The organism is Streptomyces sp. NBC_00637 (assembly GCF_045161545.1).
GTDB lineage: Bacteria > Actinomycetota > Actinomycetes > Streptomycetales > Streptomycetaceae > Streptomyces.
In genome coordinates this window covers 7,843,851-7,862,396 of sequence record NZ_CP109046.1, presented here as the reverse complement: position 1 = coordinate 7,862,396, position 18,546 = coordinate 7,843,851, and the positions used below count along the sequence as shown (strand labels likewise).

Sequence of the window (18,546 nt, the reverse complement as noted above, 5' to 3'; positions counted from 1 at the left end):
GGACCCCAGTCTTCACTACGCTTCCGGCATGGCACTGGAATGGGAACAAGTGATCGTCGATTCCGCCGACCCGGCGGAGCTGGGACGCTGGTGGGCCGCCGCCCTCGGGTGGGTCGTGGTCGACGAGGCACCCGGCGAGTACGAGATCCGGCCGGAGCAGGACCGGCTGCCGGGCCTGCTGTTCGTGACGGTGCCGGAGGGCAAGACGGTCAAGAACCGTCTCCACCTGGACTTCCGCCCGGAGGACCAGGAGGCGGAGGTGACCCGCCTGCTGTCGCTGGGCGCCCGCCGCACGGACATCGGACAGGGCGAGCAGCCGTGGGTGACGCTGGTCGACCCGGAGGGCAACGAGTTCTGCGTCCTGTCGGCGCGGCGGCCGTCTTGACCGCGTGCGCCCTGCCCTGGCCTGGCGGCGCACGGTCCGCCGGTATCCCGGAGCGGACGGGGGCGATCGAACATACGATGGGCGGAGCCGGCGCGGGCTTCGCCGTGCCGCCGTGAGTGACGACCCTCTCGGGGTGGGAGACGTATGGCACAGGCCGCCGATTCGGCGCGGACCGTCATCCTGACCGTGGACGACGACCCGGGGGTCTCCCGGGCCGTCGCCCGTGACCTGCGGCGCCGTTACGGCGCCGCGTACCGGATCGTGCGGGCCGAGTCCGGGGAGTCCGCGTTGGAGGCGCTGCGCGAGCTGAAGCTCCGGGGCGATCTGGTGGCCGTCATCCTCGCCGACTACCGGATGCCCCTGATGAACGGCATCGAGTTCCTCGAGCAGGCCCTGGACGTGTATCCGGGCGCCCGGCGGGTGCTGCTGACCGCGTACGCGGACACGAGCGCGGCGATCGACGCGATCAACGTCGTCGACCTCGACCACTATCTGCTGAAGCCGTGGGACCCGCCGGAGGAGAAGCTCTACCCCGTCCTGGACGACCTGCTGGACGCCTGGCGTGCCAGCGACCACCGGCCCGTGCCCGCCACGAAGGTGGTCGGGCACCGCTGGTCGGCACGGTCCTCGGAGGTGCGGGAGTTCCTGGCCCGCAACCAGGTGCCGTACCGCTGGTACTCCGCCGACGAGCCGGAGGGGCAGCGGCTGCTGGCCGCGGCCGGGGTCGACGGGCAGCGGCTGCCGCTGGTGGTCACCGCGGACGGCACGCCCCTGGTCGAGCCGGACGCGCCCGAACTGGCCGCCCACGTGGGGCTGGCGACGACGCCGACGGCCGAGTTCTACGACCTGGTGGTGATCGGCGGCGGCCCGGCCGGGCTCGGGGCGGCGGTGTACGGGGCCTCCGAGGGGCTGCGGACGGTGCTGGTCGAGCGGTCCGCGACCGGCGGACAGGCCGGGCAGAGCTCCCGCATCGAGAACTACCTGGGCTTCCCGGACGGGGTGTCCGGAGCCCAGCTCACCGACCGGGCGCGGCGGCAGGCCACCAAGTTCGGGGCCGAGATCCTCACCGCGCGTGAGGTCACGGGGCTGGAGGTCAACGGCTCGGCACGGGTCGTGCGGTTCTCGGACGGCTCGGCGGTGGCCGCGCACAGCGTGATCCTCGCGACGGGCGTGTCGTACCGGCAGCTGGCGGCGCCGGGCTGCGACGACCTGACGGGCTGCGGGGTGTTCTACGGGTCGGCGCTCACCGAGGCGGCCTCCTGCCAGGGCCAGGACGTGTACATCGTGGGCGGCGCCAACTCGGCCGGCCAGGCGGCCATGTACCTGGCGAGGGGCGCCAAGTCCGTCACGCTGCTGGTGCGCGGGGAGTCCCTGACGGCCTCGATGTCGTACTACCTGATCCAGCAGATCGAGGAGTCGCCCAACATCTCCGTGCGCCCCGGCACGATCGTCGACGCCGCGCACGGGGACGGCCGGCTGGAGCAGCTGACGCTGCGGGACGTGACCACCGGCGAGACCGAACTCGTCGACGCGCAGTGGATGTTCGTGTTCATCGGCGCGGCCCCGCTGACCGACTGGCTGGACGGCACGGTGCTGCGCGACGAGCGCGGGTTCATCCTCGCCGGGCCCGACCTCACGCCGGACGGGCGACCCCCGGCGGACTGGGAGCTGGACCGGCCGCCGTACCACCTGGAGACCAGCATTCCCGGCGTGTTCGTGGCGGGCGACGCGCGCGCCGAGTCCGCGAAGCGCGTCGCGTCCGCCGTAGGAGAGGGAGCCATGTCCGTGATGCTCGTCCACCGGTATCTGGAGCAGTCGTGAGCGGGCAGCCGATGCCGTGCAGCCCGACCGAGATCAGCTCGCTGTTCCTCTTCGAGAAGCTCTCCCCCGAGCAGCTCGGGCGGCTGTGCAGCGAGGGCCGGGTGGAGCGCTTCGAGCCCGGTCCGGTGTACACCGAGGGCGATCCGGCGACCTGCTTCTACGTGATGGTCGAGGGCACGGTCGTGCTGTACCGCCGGGTCGGCGGGGACGACGTCGAGGTGAGCCGCACCTCCCAGCGCGGGGTGTACGCCGGGGCCATGCAGGCCTATCTGGGGGACCAGGTGCCGCAGGTCTACAACAACTCGATGCGGGTGACCGAGCCGACGCGGTTCTTCGTGCTGCCCGCCGAGTCGTTCTCGGCGATCATGCGGGAGTGGTTCCCGATGGCGGCGCACCTGCTGGAGGGGCTGTTCTTCGGCTCGAAGAACACCCAGCGGGCCGTCGGTCAGCGTGAACGGCTGCTGGCCCTGGGCTCGTTGTCGGCGGGCCTCACCCATGAGCTCAACAACCCGGCCGCGGCGGCCGTACGCGCCACCGCGACGCTGCGGGAGCGGGTGGCGAAGATGCGGCACAAGCTGGCCGTCATCGCCTCCGGAGCGTACGACGCGGAAGCCCTGACCCGGCTGATCGAGATCCAGGAGCGGACGGCCGAACTGGTCGCCAAGGCACCGTCGTTGAGCCCGCTGGAGGCCTCGGACCGGGAGGACGAACTCGGCGACTGGCTCGACGACCACGGTATCCAGGAGGGCTGGCGGATCGCGCCCACCTTCGTGCAGGCGGGGCTGGACGTGGACTGGCTGGAGCAGGTCGCGGCCACCGTCGACGAGGACACCCTGCCGGGTGCGATGGGCTGGCTCAACTACACGGTCGAGACCGAGCTGTTGATGGACGAGATCGACGACTCCACCAACCGCATCTCGCATCTCGTCGACGCCGCCAAGCAGTACTCGCAGCTCGACCGCGCCCCCTACCGGGTCGTCGACGTCCACGAACTCCTCGACAGCACCCTGCTGATGCTGTCGGGCAAGATCGGGCAGCGCATCGAGGTCGTCAAGGACTACGACCGCACGCTGCCGGCGGTCCCGGCCTACCCGGCGGAGCTCAACCAGGTCTGGACGAACCTGGTCGACAACGCCGTGTTCGCGATCGACAGCGCGGGCGGCGAGGGCACGTTGACCGTGCGGACGGCGCGCGAGGGCGACCGGCTGCTGGTGGAGTTCCGCGACACGGGCCCCGGTATCCCGCCGGATGTCCGGGGCCGCATCTTCGACCCGTTCTTCACCACCAAACCGGTGGGTCAGGGCACGGGGCTCGGCCTCGACATCTCCTGGCGGATCGTCGTCAACAAGCACCACGGCAGCCTCCACGTGGAGTCCGTGCCGGGTGACACCCGCTTCCAGGTGCTGCTGCCGCTGACGGCTCCCGACCCCGACATCACCCCGGAGCCGGACGCGGAGCCCGGTCCGGACCCCGGGGGCGCGCCGACCCGTTGAGTCCCCGACTCCTCGGCTGCCCGGCTCGTCGACGCACCATCGTCTCGCCGTCTCGCCGTCTCGTCGTATTCAAGGACGTTACTACTAACTTTCTTGAGTATGATGGGCGCCTTCGAGCTGCATCGCCGGGACCGGTGCCCGCGGATCGCGGCCGTCCTCGAGGAAAGGCAGTCGACGCATGCCGAGCGGTGCATACCTGCGCTACGTCGCCCTGGGCGACAGCCAGACCGAGGGGTTGGGCGACGAGGACGACGGCGTCGGCCATCGGGGCTTCGCCGACCGGCTCGCCGAACGGCTCGCGGCCGTCAGCCCCGGACTGCGCTACGCCAACCTGGCCGTCCGGGGACGAGTCGCCGGCCAGGTGCGCTCTGAGCAGTTGGGGCCCGCCCTCGCCCTGGGCCCCGACCTGGCCACCGTCGTCGCCGGGGTCAACGACCTGCTCCGGCCCCGGTTCGACGCCGCGGAGGTGGCCGGGCACCTGGAGGAGATGTTCTCCGCGCTGACGGCCGCCGGGGCCCACGTGGTGACGCTGACCTTCCCCGACGTGGGCAAGGTCGCGCCGCTCGCCCGGCCCCTCAGGTCCCGCGTGTTCGCCCTCAACAGCCACATCCGCAGCGCGGCCGCCCGTCACGGGGTCGCGGTCGCCGAGACCGGCCGACATGCCGTCACCACGGACCCACGGCTGTGGAGCGCGGACCGACTGCACGCCAGCCCGCTCGGCCACGAGCGCATCGCCGCGGCCGTCGCACAGGCCATCGGCCTGCCCGGAAGCGACGACGCCTGGACGCTCCCCCTGCCGCCACGGACGGCCCCCGCGGGCTGGCAGGCCGCGGGAACCGAACTGCGGTGGGCCGCCGCGTTCCTCGGGCCCTGGCTCGGACGCCGGCTGCGCGGCCGGTCCTCCGGCGACGGCCGCACCGCGAAACGCCCCCACCTGCTGCCCCTGAGCGCCGTCTCCGGCTCCCCCGCGGACATCGCGCGACGGGCATCGTCGTAGGACCCGGGGCCGCGCGTACGCGCATGGTCGGTCCCGCTTGGCATGATGCAGAGACGGACCCCCAGACCTCCGAGGAGCCCCGATGACCGACGTAGACGCGATCGACCCGAGCGTCCCGCCCAGCGGCGCCGGCTGCGTGGAGTGCGACGCGGCGGGCGGCTGGTGGTTCCACCTGCGGCGATGCGCGAGCTGTGGCCATGTCGGCTGCTGCGACTCCTCGCCCTCGCAGCACGCCACCGCCCATTACAAGGCGACCGGGCATCCCCTGGTCCGCAGTTTCGAGCCGGGCGAGGAGTGGTTCTGGGACTACTCCACCGACGAGCTGTACGAGTCCGGACCCGAGCTCGCCCCGCCGGCCGCCCACCCCGCGGACCAGCCCGTGCCGGGCCCGGCCGATCGGGTGCCCGAGGACTGGGCGCGGTCCCTGCACCAGTGAGGCCGGGGCGCGGAGACCGGGGCACGGAGACCGGGCCGTCGCGACCACGTCGTCGCGGCCGGGCCGTCGAGATCGTCCCGGCAGGGCTCCGTTCCTGGTCGCGGGCCGCGTTGTCGGTGGCGCGTGCCAGGATGGAGCCGTGTCGCAGACCGTGTTCGCCACTCCGTTCATCGGCCGGGAAGAGGAACTCGCCCGGCTCTCCGGCGTGCTGGAGCGCGCCCGGGGCGGTGAGTCGCGCGCGGTGGTGATCGCCGGGGACGCCGGCGTGGGCAAGACCCGGATGCTGGACGAGGTCGCCGCGCGCGCGGCCCGCACCGGCATGACCGTGCTCACCGGGCACTGCGTCGACCTCGGGGACGTGGGGCTGCCCTATCTGCCGTTCACCGAGATCCTGGGCCTGCTCGCCGCCGAAGAGCGCTTCGCCGCCGTCCTCGCCGCGCACCCCCTGGTCGACCGGCTGCTCGGCGCGGACACGCGTTCCGCGCGGGACGACGCGGATCCCGCCCCGCGGCCCGGCGCCGGGGAAGGCCGGCTGAGGCTGTTCGAGGGCATGGCGGCACTGCTCGCCGACCTGTCGGACGTCACGCCGCTGGTCCTCGTCCTGGAGGACCTGCACTGGGCCGACCAGTCCTCCCGGGATCTGCTGCGCTTCCTGCTCAGCCGCGGCTTCCTCCAGCGGCCCTCGGGCACCGGTTCCGGTCCCCGGCTCGTCGTCCTGGCCTCATACCGCGCGGACGACCTGCACCGCCGGCACCCGCTGCGCCCGCTGCTCGCGGAGCTGGTGCGGCTGCCGGCCGTGGACCGGCTGGAGCTGCGGCCGCTGGCGGACGCCGAGGTCGCGCGACTGCTACGCGCCCTGGAGGACCGGCCGCTGCCGGACGCCACGGTGCGCCGCATCGTGGAGCGCGCCGAGGGCAATGCCTTCTACGCGGAAGAGTTGCTGGCGGCCACGGACACGGAGGCCGGCGGGATGCCCAGCGGACTGGCCGACCTCCTCCTCATCCGCGTCGAGCAACTCCCCGACACCGCCCAGCAGGTGCTGCGGACCGCCGCCGTCGCCGGCCGGCGCGTGGACCACGACCTGCTGCGGGACGCCGTCGGGCTCCCCGAGGACGAGCTGGAGTCGGCACTGCGGGAGGCCGTCGGTCATCAGCTCCTGGTCGCGGGCGGGGACGGCGCGTACGCCTTCCGGCACGCCCTCGCGCGCGAGGCGGTGTACGCGGATCTGCTGCCGGGTGAACGGTCGCGGCTGCACGGGGCGTTCGCCGCGCTGCTGGCGGGCCGGGGCCACCGCGCCGAGACCGCGGCGGAGCGCGCCCACCACTACCGCGAGAGCCATGACCTGGGCGAGGCCCTCGCCGCCTCGCTGGAGGCCGCCGACCACGCCCGGCGGGTCGGCGCACCCGCCGAGGAGCTGCGCCACCTGGAAGCCCTGCTCGACCTCTGGGAGTCGGTGCCCGCGACGGCCCTTCCGTCGGGTGAGGGGACCGACCGGGTCACGCTGATGCTGCGCGCCTCCGCGGCGGCCGCGCACGCCGGGGAGGCGCACCGCGCGGTCTCCCTGACCAGGGCCGCGCTCGCGGGCGTCGGCCAGGACGCAGACTCCGAACTCGCCGCACGTGTGCGGTACGCGCTGGCCGGCACCCTCATGGGCGTCGACAGTCTGACGGCCGCGTTCGCCTACAGCAGCGAGGCGTTGGCGATGATCCCCGCCGAACCGCCGTCGCCGACCTGGGTGTGGGCCGCCGCCACACATGTTCTGGCCGCCCGTCAGGTGGGCGACTCCGCCACCGCCCTGCGGGTCGCGCGCCGGGCACTGCGCGCCGCCGAGCAACTCGACCTGACGGACGCGCGTGCCGACCTCCTGGTGTCGCTGGCCAACCTCGAGGGCGACGGCCGCCGCTCCGCCGAGGGCCGCGCACGGCTGACGGAGGCCCGTGAACTGGCGCGCCGCGGCGGCAACGCGCCGGTGGAGATGCGGGCCCTGTTCACCCTGGCCATCGGCGCCTACGAGGCCGGAGAACCGGCGGAGTGCCTGCCCTGGCTGGCCGAGGGGCTGGACCGCGCCCGCCGGGCGGGGCTCCTGTCCTCGCCGTATCCGCTGGAGATGCGCTACCTCCAGTTGCTGGTGCTCTACACGCTCGGCCGCTGGGACGAGTGTCTGCGGACGGCGACGACCGACCTGGCGGTGCTGCCGGCGTCGGGGGGATACGCGGTGGGACCCGCCCTGTACGTGGGGCTCGCGCGCGGCGACAAGGGCGTCGCCGACCGGGCCCGGGCCCTGCTCGACGGGCGCTTCGACTGGATGGCGGCGCTCGTCGCGGGCATCGTGCTGACCGACGCGGCGGCACAGCGGGGTGACGCCGAGGAGGCGGTGACCCGGCTGCGGTCCTCGGTCGAGGCGCTCACGGACGACGCCGGCACGCTCCCGGACGTCACCGTCCGGCTCACCGCGCTCGCCCTCACGGCGGTCGCCGAGGCGGCGGCCGGGGCACGGCGCGGTGGTGACACGGCGGCGGCCGACCGGTGGGCGGCGGTCGCGACGGAACTGCTGGAACCGGCGCGGGCGGTGGCCCTGCGGGGTGCGACCGGCGTGCCGCAGGGCCCGGAGGGGCGTGCCTGGCTGGCCCGCGCGGAGGCCGAGTGGGCGTGGGCCACCACCGGACCGGACCCGGCGGCCTGGGACAGGGCGGTGGCGGCCTTCGGCCAGGGCGACACCTACGAGCTCGCCCGCTGCCGACTGCGGTACGCCCAGGCCCTGTTGGCGAACGGCCGGCGGGAGGAGGCGGCGACCGAGGCCCGCGCCGCCCGGGAGACCGCCGTCCGGCTGGGGGCGACGCCCCTGCTGGCGCGGGCGGACGACCTGGTCCGGCGCGGTCGCCTCACGGACGCCGGGTCGGCCGCCCGGGGCGGTCCCGTCGCCCTGACGGCCCGGGAGCGGGACGTCCTGCGGCTGCTGGCGCTCGGCCGCAGCAACCGGCAGATCGGTGAGGAACTGTTCATCAGCGGCAAGACGGCGAGCGTCCACGTCTCCAACATCCTCGCCAAGCTGAGCGCGGCGAGCCGTACGGAGGCCGTGGCGATCGCCTACCGCGAGCGGCTGCTCGAGCCGGAGCTCGGCGCGTCGGGCTGATCCCGGCGGCCCGCACGGGGGTACGGCCGGGCAGGCGTGCGGTTGCGGAGGGGTGTGTGCGGTGCGTGCCGTGGAGTGCCGTTACGTGCGAGGAACCCCGGGGGCTCGTCGCCCGTTGTCCGGACAGGCCCGCGGCGGGGCCTCCAGGACGACAGCGGGGCGGCAGGATGAACGTGTTGGTTCCCGGGGGCAACCTGCCCCTCCCGGGTGGCGCCCTGGCCGTCCGGGTGCCCGGCCCCTACGACGTCTGCGCACTCGTCACGGACGACAGCGGCAAGGTCAGGGGCGACGCCGACTTCGTGTTCTACAACCAGCCGACGGCACCGGGAGCCCGGCTGCGGGGCGACACTCTGACGTTGGAGCCCCACAGGCTGCGAGACGGCGCCACCCGCGTCACGGTGGTCGTCGGCGCCGCCGAGCCGGGCACGCCCCTGGCCCGTCTGCCCCTGCCGACACTGCACGTCACCGACGCGCCGGGCCGCGTACTGGCCCGGTTCACGCCACCCGCCACGCAGGGCGAGACGGTGCTGCTGCTCGCGGAGTTCTACCGGCGCGGCGCCGACTGGAAACTACGGGCGATCGGCCAGGGGTACGCGGACGGACTGGCGGGGCTGGCCCGGGACTTCGGGGTGGACGTCCTGACGGAGAACAGCCCGACCACGGAAGGACGGGCCACCACGGGACCACCGCACAGCCACAGCCAGGACTTCGGGCACCGCCGGGATGGCGAGCACCGCCGGGATGGCGGGCAAGGCCGGGATGGCGGGCTAGGCCGGGATGGCGAGCACAGGCTGGAAAGCGGGCACGGCTCCGATCCCGAGGGCTTCCTCGCCCTGGTCAACCCCGCTCGCCGCACGGCCGGTTCGCCGCCCGTGTCCCTCGACGGCCGCCTCGCCTCGGCGGCCCGGGGGCACGCGGCCGCCCAGGCCGCGGCGGGGCGGCTCGCCGCCGTGGGCGCGGACGGCGTCTCGGTGCACCAGCGGGTCACGTCCGCCGGATACCGGTATCTCGCCGTCGGCGAGCACCTGGTCTCCGGGCCCCGCACCACCGCCGAGTTCGTCGCGTACTGCCTGCGCACGGACCAGCCCCGGCGGACCCTGCACGACCCCGCGTTCACGCACACCGCGGTGGCCCGGGCCACCGACACACGCACCGGCGAGATCTACTGGACGGCCCTGTGGGCGAGCCCGTTCACCCCGGACGGCCTGGTCCGCACCGCCGCCGAGGTCGTCGCCCTCACCAACCGTGAACGGGCGCGGGCCGGGCTGCGCGCCCTGGCCGTCGATCCCCCGCTGACCACGGCGGCGCAGGCGCACACCGCGGACATGGCGGCACGCGCCTTCTACTCCCACACCTCGCCCGAGGGGAGCCGGCCCTGGGACCGGGCAGCGGCCGCGGGTTCGGCCCGGCGGACCATCGGGGAGAACATCGCCTGCGGCCAGCGCTCGCCCGCCGAGGTGGTGGAGGGCTGGATGAACAGCCCCGGGCACCGGGCGAACATCCTCCAGCCGGACTTCACCCACATCGGCGTCGGCTTCGCGGGCGGTGGCCCCTCGGGCACCTACTGGACCCAGCTCTTCGGCGCCTGACGCCCCGTCGGCCCCCGGAGTGATCTACGCCTCACAGGCAACCCCGCTCACCGTGCCCACGTCTTGACCGGCAGCACACCGCACTATCCCCACCGTGTATACACAGAGTGCATACGTGGATACCCCGGTGGTCTGCCGAAGGGAACCGATGTACGGCAAGGCATTCGCCCCGGAGTACCAGGGCGCTCTCACCACCCTGTCCGTGAACTCCTCGCTGGAGGACGTGCTGGCCGCCGGCACCGAGCGGTTGCGGGAGGCCGAGCGGTCCGGGGAACACGGCGAGGCGGCCCGCTCGGGGCTCGCGGTCGCCGAGGCGCACCGGCGGCTGGGGCAGGTGCGGGAGGCCGACCGGGCCTGGAAGGCGAGTTACCGGGCGGCCCGGGACGCCGGGGACGTCGCCGCGATGGCCTGGGCCCTGTGGAGCGGCGGCACCCTGGCCCGGCAGCGGGGCGCCTTCCCGCTGGCTTGGCGGCTCCTCGGGCTGGCGGCCGAACTGGGCGAGCGGGGCGGCGACATCGTCGTACGCGGCTACTCGCTGGCCGGGCTGGCGGAGACCGGACGCATCCAGGGCGACTACGAGGCCGTGGGCCGGCTGCACGAGCAACTGCTGGCGGAGGCGCGCAGGCGCGGCGAGGCACGGCACACGGTGTGGGCGCTGGAGGGCATCGCGCAGATGCGCCGCAACTCCGGCGACCACGACACGGCGTACGCCCTCTTCGACGAGGCGGCGCGGATCGCCGAGGGCGCCGAGGACCGCCGCGGTCACGCCTGGGCGCTGCGCGGGCTGGCCGACATCGTGTCCGCACGGGACGGGGACACCGAACGCGCGCTCGGCCTGCTGACGGAGGCCGAGGAGTCCTGCCGCGCGATGAACCTGTCCGGCGCGCTGGCCTACAACCACAAGATGCGCGGCAACGTCCTTTACCGGGCCGGGCGTTACCGCGAGGCCCGGCAGCTGTACACGCAGGCGCTCGGCGAGTTCCGCGCGATGGGCGAGCCCCGCGGCGAGGCCCTCTCCCGGCTCGGCCTGACGAAGTCCCTGGACCGGCTGGGCCGCGAGCGGGGTGAGACGGCCGCCGACCTGGCCGCGTTGGCGAGGGAGCTGGAGCGCATCGGCCTGCGGCACGCTCGGGAGATGGTCGCCCGGGCACAGACCGAGCTGGGAATCGAGGCGGCCCCTCCGGAGAAGCCGACACCGGCATCCGACCTCACCTCGACACCGACGTCGGCCTCCGCCCTCACGCCGGCACCGACTCCAGCACCCGCACCGGCACCCGCACCCGCACCCGCACCCACGGCCAGGGTTTCCGCCGAGCGGGCGGCGGTCGGCCGGTGACCGCGTTCGGCGCGACGGTGCGGGAAGCCACCGCGACGCGGTCCCCCGCTCCCCAGGTCCTGGCCCGTTGCCGGGCGTTGGTGCGCCCGGCGCTCATGGAGGCCGTCGGGCGGTCGCACCCCTGGGTGGGCGAGATGGCCGGCTACTCCTTCGGCTGGTGCGGGGTCGGCGGGGTGCCCGCGGCCGGGTCGGGAGGGAAGGGGATACGGCAGGCCCTCGCCATACTCGGCGCCGAGGCGGCCGGCGCGCCCGCGCGGGCCGGGGTGCCCGCGGCGGTGGCGGTCGAGCTGGTGCACGCCTTCTCACTGCTCCACGACGACATCATGGACGGCGACCCGACCCGGCGGGGGCGGGCGACGGTGTGGAAGGCGTACGGCACGGGACCGGCGGTCCTGGCGGGTGACGCCCTGTTCGCCCTGGCGGTGGAGACCCTCGCGCTCCAGCCGCCCCCGGCCGGCGCCGACGCGGTCCGTCTGCTGTCCGCCGCTCTCGGGGACCTCGTCCGCGGGCAGGCCGACGACCTGCTGTTCGCCACGCGGCCCTGGTCGGGGCCGCGACGGGTGCGGCCGGACGCCTACCGGGCGATGGCCGAGGGCAAGACCGGTGCCCTCCTCGGCTGTGCGGCCGCGCTGGGGGCGGTGCTGGGCGGCGCGTCCCCGGCCGCGGCGGCCGCGCTGGACCGGGCCGGGCGGCATCTGGGGGTCGCGTTCCAGGTGGTCGACGACGTGCTGGGCATCTGGGGCGACCCGGCGGTCACCGGCAAGCCCGTCCACGGCGATCTGCGCGAGCGGAAGAAGACGTTCCCCGTGCTGGCCGCGCTGGACTCGCCCGGTCCCGCCGCGCGTCGGCTGGCCGTGGTCCTGGAGCGGGACGGCGACCCGGGTGAGGCGGCGGTGCTCGTCGAGGCGGCGGGGGGCCGTGCGGCGGCGCTCGCCGAGGCGGGCCGGCAGGTCGCCGCCGCCGAATCGGCACTGGCGGATGCCCCGCTGTCCGCCGGTGCCGTCCGGGACCTGCGCTCCCTGGTCGGCTTCGCGGTACGCCGGGACCTGTGACCCGGCCCGTCCGTTCCCGGAACGATGTTCCGGTGACCCCGGCCGGAGCGTTGCGGCAAGGCGACTCGGCCGCGTCGGGAAAAGCGCGGGGAAGGCCTCCGAGCAGGAATGCGTCGCGGTCCGGATGGCCGTTCCGGGGAACCTCGACGAACCCCGCCCGGCCTGTTTACCGCTGGTTACACCGCAGGACGGGCCCAGGACGACCCCCGGCAATTCCCTTTTCCCCTACGCCCACTCGGACCAAAGCGGCGCGCCCTTTTTGAATAAAAGACAGGAATCACACCGGAGTTGCGCCGCAATTGAACGGACCCCCTCACGCCGGTCGTACCACTGGGAAAGGTGAGTGCCGGCGGTTCAGCGAGGGATGGCCATGGTCAAGACGCACGTCTCCACGAACGAGTTGGTCGCCGGGAGGTACCGGCTGCTCGACGTCGTCCACCAGGAGACGAACCGCGTCGGCTGGTACGGCGAGTACGTCGAGGACACCGGGACGGCCCGGCCCTGCCTGGTCACCGGAATCGGACTGCCGGCCGGCCAGGGCGAGGAGAAGGCCCGCCAGGCCGCCGACCGGGTCCTGCGCATGTCGGAGACGATGGCGCGACTGTGTCCCGGCCGGATCGCGGCGGTCGTCGACGCCGTGGAGGAGGCGGGTTCCCTGTGGACCGTCACCGAGTGGATCGATGGCCTGCCGCTCAGTCAACTCCTCGAGCAGAAGGGGGCGTTCAGTCCGGCCAAGGCCGCGTCGATCGGGCTGCAGCTGCTCGACGTGCTCGAGGTCGCGCACGGTGAGGGCATCACCCACGGCGAGCTGAGCCCCGGTCAGATCTTCGTGCGGACCCGGGGCCCCCTCGTCCTCACCGGGTTCGGGCTGGCGGGCGCGACCCTCGCCCCCCGGGTGGCGGCCCCGGCGTACGCCTCCCCCGAGCAGGCCCGGGACGACCGGATCGGCCCGGCGGCCGACCTGTGGGCGCTGGGCGCCATCCTGTACACGATGGTCGAGGGACGGCCGCCGTACCGGGACCGGGACCGCCCCGAGAGCACGCTGAAGGGCGTCGACCGGCTGCCCCTGCGCACGCCGCTGCGGGCCGGGTCGCTCACCCCGACCGTGCAGGGGCTGCTGCGCAAGGACTCCCGGGAGCGGCTGACCAGAACCGTGGTACGCCAGTCCCTCGCCCGGGTGCTGGACGAGGACCCGCACGCCGTCATGCAGACTCCCCGGCTGAAGCGTGCCTGCGCCGCCGCCCGGTACGTCGGTCCGCGGTGGAGCGGCCGGGCCATGGCGGCCGGCACGGCGCTGGCCGTCGTCACCGTGGCGGCCGCCGCTCTCGCCGTGACCCACCAGCTCCCCGACGGCGACGACACCGCGGGGGGCGGCACGCAGGCCCGGCCGTCGGCGTCCGCCGCGGCGCCCGGCGACGACTCCGGCGAAAGAGCGTCCTCGACGCCGACCCCGACCCCGCCGGACGGGACGGCACCGGCCCAGCCGGCGCCGGGCAGCCCGTCGCCGAGCGAATCCCCCGAGCCCTCCCCCTCGGCGCCCGCCGCCGACGCCCTCCCCGAGGGCTACCGCGTGTTCCGGGCGCCCCAGGGCTTCTCCGTCGCGCTGCCCGCGGGCTGGAAGCCGCTGGAGACCAAACGCGCCGACGGGGCGTATCGCGTCACCTTCGGCGCGACCGGCGATCCTCGCACGCTCGCGGTGACCTACAGCGAGAGCGCCGGACCGGACCCGGTGGCCGTCTGGCGGGAGGACGTCGAGCCCGGCCTGAAGAAGGAGGACGGCTTCCGCAGGCTCGGCGACATCGAGGCGACGACGTACCAGGGGTACAAGGCCGCCGACATGGAGTGGCTCATGGACCTCGACGGCACCCGGGTGCGCACGTTCGGCCGCGGTTTCCTGCTCGGCGGGCACCGCAGCTTCTCCCTGCGCTGGACGACGCCCGCCGCGGACTGGGGCAAGAGCGCCAACCGCGAGGCCCTGGACACGTTCCTGCGGACCTTCAGCCCGGGTTCAGCCGCCTGACCGCGCCGTCCGGCGAGGGGCGCGCAGGGAACGGAGCGGGCCGCCGTGCAGCGGCGTGGTGTCCCAGCGGGCGGTGAACGTGCCGTCGGCGAGCGAGCAGGTCACCCGCAGGCGGTGCGGGGTCTCGAGGAACACGATGTGCACCGCGAGGGTGCCCGCGTCGGTCCAGCCGCCACCGACCGCGGTGGGCGGCGATCCCTCGCCCGTCCGCCGGCCGTCGGATCCCAGGGGCAGCTCCAGCCGCCGGTCACCCGGCTGCTCGACGAGAGTCAGGGTCCAGCCGTCGGTGCCCTCGGTGACGACGGCCCGGGTCAGTCCCGGCTGGTCGGCGCAGACACCGCCGCGCGGGGTGAACCCGGCGCCCGACCACACGTCGCCCCGCCCGGGTGGCGCGGGCGCGCCGGGAGCGGGGGGCAGCGCGAGGTGCGCCAGGCGCCGCGCGAGGGCCGCGTCGGCGTCCTCCCGGCCGGCCGCCGGTCGTGGCCGGAACGCGGGCAGCAGATGCTCCCAGGCGAGGGAGAGCACGGCCTGCATGTCGTTCGTCGCCGCCGTCATGGCGAGCACGGCGTCCTGCTCGGGCAGGACCACGCAGAACTGGCCGTAGGCCCCGTCGCCCCGGTAGCCGTGCCGGGAGCGCCAGAACTGGAAGCCGTAGCCGCGCTCCCAGTCCGTGCGGTCCGCTTCGGCCGTCGCGGGGGCCGCCGTCGCCGTGTGCGCGCGGGTCGCCTCGGCCACCCACTCCTCGGACAGCAGCCGCTCGCCCTCCCAGACACCGCCGTCCAGGTACAGCTGCCCCAGTCGGGCGATCGCGTCGGTGGTGGCGTGCAGCCCGCTGAAACCGAGTTCACGGCCGGACCGGTCGGTCAGCCAGGCGATCTCGCCGATACCGAGCGGATCCAGCAGGCGCGGCCGCAGATACGAGGTCAGCGACTCCCCGGTGACGCGCCGCACGATCGCGGCGAGCGCGAAGGTGGCGGGCTGGTTGTAAGCGAACACGGTGCCCGGGTCGCGGTCCGGCGGCAGCAGCAGGAAGCCCCGCACGAGGTCGTCGGGATCGAGCGCGTGCGCCCGGTCGTACGTCTCCTCCCGGTGCCCGCTCGCCATCGCCGCCACGTGCCGCACCAGCATCGCGCGGCTGCGCGGGTCGGTGATGTCCGCGTCGAGCTCCGGGAAGTACGACAGCACGGGGTCGTCGAGGCCGATCAGCCCCTCGGCGACGGCCATCCCGACGGCCGTGGACGTGAAGCTCTTGCTGAGCGAGTACAGCAGGTGGAGCCGGTCGGAGGTGTACGGCTCCCACCATCCGGCGGCGACGACGCGGCCGTGGCGCAGGATCATCAGACCGTGGGGCTCGATCGCCTCGGCCGCCTCCACGGCGTCGAGAAAGGCGAGAACGCCGGTGGCGTCGACGCCCTGGGCGGACGGGGGACTCGAAGGCAGCGGGCGGGCGCTCATCCCCGCATCCTCCCCCGGACGTCCGGTGACGATCGACGGTCTTTTCCGTCGGGGGCACCCGTTTCCCCGTCCGGCGGCCGGGGACTCGGGCCTCATGGTGCAAATCGGATACACGATGATGACCGAACAGGCCGGCCCTCGTGACCTCGTCGACCATGTGGTGCGGGCCGAGGAGGCGGGTTTCGACTTCTCGGTGACCTCGGACCACTACTTTCCGTGGCTGCGCTCCCAGGGCCACGCGCCGTACGCGTGGAGCGTGCTCGGCGCCGCCGCCCAGGCCACGTCACGCATTCCGCTGATGACGTACGTGACGTGTCCGACCTTTCGCTACCACCCGGCGGTGGTGGCGCAGAAGGCCGCGACGATGCAGCTGCTGTCCGGGGGCCGCTTCCGGCTGGGCCTGGGCTCCGGCGAGAACCTCAACGAACACGTGGTGGGCGGCGGCTGGCCCTCCGTGGACGTGCGGCACGAGATGTTCGAAGAGGCCGTGGAGATCATCCGCGCGCTGTTCGAGGGCGACCACGTGACACGGCACGGCACCCACTACGACGTGGACTCGGCCCGGCTGTGGGACCTGCCCGACGAGCCGCCGCCGATCGGCATCGCCGTCTCCGGTGAGCGCTCGTGCGCACTCGCCGGACGGCTGGCCGACCTCGTGATCGCCACCGAACCCGAGGCCGACCTGCTCGCGGCGTTCGACCGCCACGGCGGCGCGGGCAAGCCGCGCGTGGGCCAGCTTCCGGTCTGCCACGACCGCGACCGGGACGCGGCCGTGCAGCGGGCGCACGACCAGTTCCGCTGGTTCGGCAGCGGCTGGAAGGTGAACTCCGAACTGCCCCACCCGGACTCCTTCGACGCGGCGACCCGGTTCGTGCGGCCGGACGACGTCGCCGCCTCGATCCCCTGTGGCGACGACCCGGACGACTTCGTCGAGGCCGTACGTCCCTATGCCGAGGCCGGGTTCACGGAGGTCGCCCTGGTGCAGATCGGCGGGGACACCCAGCACGCCTACCTGGACTGGTCGGAGAAGACCCTGCTCCCCGCGCTGCGCGACGCCTTCGGCTGACGGACGGCCCGGGCCGCACGCGGGTCCGGCAAAGGCTTGCCAAGCGGTGCATATAGGCTGCCGTTCTGCACTTTCGTGGTGCCGATCCTACGTTCAGCAGCCCGCAGAGGAGAGTCGTTCCGTGACCCTGGCGATCGACCTGCCCGAGACGCCCGCCGGCGCGCCCGCCGAGATGTCCCCCGCGCCCCTGTCCGATCTCGTCGCGCGGGACGCCCGTGAGTTCGGGGTCTACGCACGGACCGGCGGCTGGGCCTTCGGCCTGATGGTCGCGCGCAGCGTCCGGCCGGGCGGGCAGGGCGCGGACGAGACGCCGAAGGTGTCGGCGAAGGAGTTCGCCGAGCTGGCCGGCTGCTCCCCCGACCGCGTCATGCGGTACTACAAGGCCTGGGACCGGGCCGCCGACGACGCTCTCGTCCCGCACTTCGAGGAGCTCGCGCCGGGCCAGGAGGTCGAGCTGCCGGACGCGGAGGTGTGGCTGACCTACTACGTCTCGCGGTCCAGTGCCACGTCCGAGCGCGGTACCGCCATCGCGGAGGCCGCCGAGGCCGAGGGCATCCGTCCGACGAAGGCGCTGGAGGTCGCGGAGAACCCCACGGCCCTGCGCGCCGCGATCCTCGCCGACCCCTCCACCGCCCGGGCGGCCCGCGCCGCCCTCCTGGACCGCATCAAGGAGGACCCGGAACTCCAGACCGAGCTGGCCAGGGACGTGGTCCGTACCGACGACCTGAAGAAGGCCGTGGCCAGCGAGAGCCGCTCGGCCGACCGCATCGGGTACGTGCGTCAGATCGCCGAGTCCGGCCAGATCAAGACGCCCGCCGGGCAGATGCTCGACGCGCCGGCCGAGCTGCGCCAGGAGGCCGAGCGGCACCTCTCGCTGCTCGACGAGCTGAACGACGACGAGGACGCCGGCGAGTGGGCGAGCGATGCCTACGACACGATGAAGAGCCTGGTCGTGGAGACCGTCGAGGCCGACCCCGAACTGCGCGTCCAGGAGCGGCGCACGAAGTTCTACAGCAGCCTCCAGCGGGCGACGAAGGTGTTCGAGGAGCTCACCTTCGACGACGTCGACGCGCAGGAGTTCTACGAGGACGACATGGTCCAGCAGCTGGAGGAGCTCCGGCAGGCGATCGGCAGCTGTATCAGCGCGCTGCGCGGTGCCCGGGGCACCGCGCCGGAAGCCGGCCCGTCCCTGCGCGTCGGGTGACTCAGCCGGTCGTGTAGCGGCGCCGGGTCCACAGCGGCAGCACGAACCAGCACAGCGCGTACCACGCGACCACACCCGCGACGAGATAGGGCACGAACGCGTCGTGGGTGGCCACGCGCAGGATCAGCAGCAGCGAGGCGGTCATCGTGCAGAGCAGCAGGAGCAGGCCGACGAAGGTCAGCCGGGACGCCCACTGCACCGCCTGCGGTTTGACCCGCCGCCCGGAGACCAGGCGGTGCAGCGAGACGGGACCTATGAGGGCGCCCGTCGCGCAGGCACCCAGGACCACGGTCACGATGTAGATGACCTTGTCGACGTGTTGCAGGTCCGCGTAGCGCGGGGTGAACACGACGGTCAGCAGGAAGCCGAAGAGGATCTGTACACCCGTCTGGGCGACGCGGATCTCCTGGATGAGCTCCCCCCACATCCGGTCGGCTCTCTCCTCTTCGGTCTCGTCCCGCCCCGTACGCTCCTCGGCCTTCGCCGCCGTGTCCGTCACGTGTGCTGTCCTCCCGGTTCGAGTGGTCGGTCCCCTCTTCCCAGGCGAGTACCCCGTGAA

14 protein-coding genes are annotated in these 18,546 nt (G+C 74.0%); 12 read left to right on the top strand and 2 right to left on the bottom strand.

Features of this window, described 5'->3' with window-relative positions; all coding sequences use genetic code 11:
- Window positions 1–28 precede the first annotated feature (28 nt).
- The 10 genes from OG440_RS34735 (at window position 29) to OG440_RS34690 (ending at window position 14,262) form a co-directional block, all read left to right on the top strand.
- Window positions 29–385, top strand: coding sequence for a VOC family protein (locus OG440_RS34735; protein ID WP_406010714.1), 357 nt, complete (start codon window positions 29–31; stop codon window positions 383–385).
- Between the two features lie 144 nt (window positions 386–529).
- Window positions 530–2,206 (top strand): FAD-dependent oxidoreductase, encoded by a 1,677-nt coding sequence (locus OG440_RS34730; RefSeq protein ID WP_406010713.1) that lies wholly within the window; start codon window positions 530–532, stop codon window positions 2,204–2,206.
- 11 nt (window positions 2,207–2,217) lie between these two features.
- Window positions 2,218–3,699, top strand: a complete 1,482-nt coding sequence (locus tag OG440_RS34725) for an ATP-binding protein (protein WP_406011542.1) — start codon at window positions 2,218–2,220, stop codon at window positions 3,697–3,699.
- A gap of 178 nt (window positions 3,700–3,877) precedes the next feature.
- Window positions 3,878–4,696, top strand: a complete 819-nt coding sequence (locus OG440_RS34720; RefSeq protein WP_406010712.1) for an SGNH/GDSL hydrolase family protein — start codon at window positions 3,878–3,880, stop codon at window positions 4,694–4,696.
- Between the two features lie 82 nt (window positions 4,697–4,778).
- Complete coding sequence (locus OG440_RS34715) at window positions 4,779–5,132, top strand: UBP-type zinc finger domain-containing protein (RefSeq protein WP_406010711.1); 354 nt, start codon at window positions 4,779–4,781, stop codon at window positions 5,130–5,132.
- 139 nt (window positions 5,133–5,271) lie between these two features.
- Window positions 5,272–8,265 (top strand): ATP-binding protein, encoded by a 2,994-nt coding sequence (locus tag OG440_RS34710; RefSeq protein ID WP_406010710.1) that lies wholly within the window; start codon window positions 5,272–5,274, stop codon window positions 8,263–8,265.
- 167 nt (window positions 8,266–8,432) lie between these two features.
- A complete protein-coding gene (locus OG440_RS34705; protein WP_406010709.1) occupies window positions 8,433–9,854 on the top strand; it encodes a CAP domain-containing protein in 1,422 nt (473 codons plus the stop codon).
- Window positions 9,855–10,002: 148 nt separating this feature from the next.
- On the top strand, window positions 10,003–11,190 hold the full coding sequence (locus OG440_RS34700) for a tetratricopeptide repeat protein (RefSeq protein ID WP_406010708.1): 1,188 nt from the start codon (window positions 10,003–10,005) through the stop codon (window positions 11,188–11,190).
- Window positions 11,187–12,242, top strand: coding sequence for a polyprenyl synthetase family protein (locus tag OG440_RS34695; protein WP_406010707.1), 1,056 nt, complete (start codon window positions 11,187–11,189; stop codon window positions 12,240–12,242). Before OG440_RS34700 ends, OG440_RS34695 begins: the two co-directional genes overlap by 4 nt.
- 364 nt (window positions 12,243–12,606) lie before the next feature.
- Entirely contained in the window at window positions 12,607–14,262 is a 1,656-nt protein-coding gene (locus OG440_RS34690; RefSeq protein ID WP_406010706.1) for a serine/threonine protein kinase, read from the top strand.
- Here the strand turns inward: OG440_RS34690 and OG440_RS34685 are convergent.
- Window positions 14,251–15,717 (bottom strand): serine hydrolase domain-containing protein, encoded by a 1,467-nt coding sequence (locus tag OG440_RS34685; protein WP_406010705.1) that lies wholly within the window; start codon window positions 15,715–15,717, stop codon window positions 14,251–14,253. The two genes, OG440_RS34690 and OG440_RS34685, sit on opposite strands and share 12 nt — an antisense overlap.
- Before the next feature lie 94 nt (window positions 15,718–15,811).
- On the opposite strand from OG440_RS34685, the gene OG440_RS34680 reads away from it, so the two are divergent.
- Window positions 15,812–16,783, top strand: coding sequence for an LLM class F420-dependent oxidoreductase (locus OG440_RS34680; RefSeq protein ID WP_406010704.1), 972 nt, complete (start codon window positions 15,812–15,814; stop codon window positions 16,781–16,783).
- Between the two features lie 121 nt (window positions 16,784–16,904).
- Window positions 16,905–17,987, top strand: coding sequence for a hypothetical protein (locus tag OG440_RS34675; RefSeq protein ID WP_406010703.1), 1,083 nt, complete (start codon window positions 16,905–16,907; stop codon window positions 17,985–17,987).
- A gap of 1 nt (window position 17,988) precedes the next feature.
- Here OG440_RS34675 and OG440_RS34670 read toward each other — a convergent pair whose 3' ends face one another.
- Complete coding sequence (locus tag OG440_RS34670) at window positions 17,989–18,414, bottom strand: DUF6328 family protein (RefSeq protein WP_406011541.1); 426 nt, start codon at window positions 18,412–18,414, stop codon at window positions 17,989–17,991.
- Window positions 18,415–18,546 lie beyond the last annotated feature (132 nt).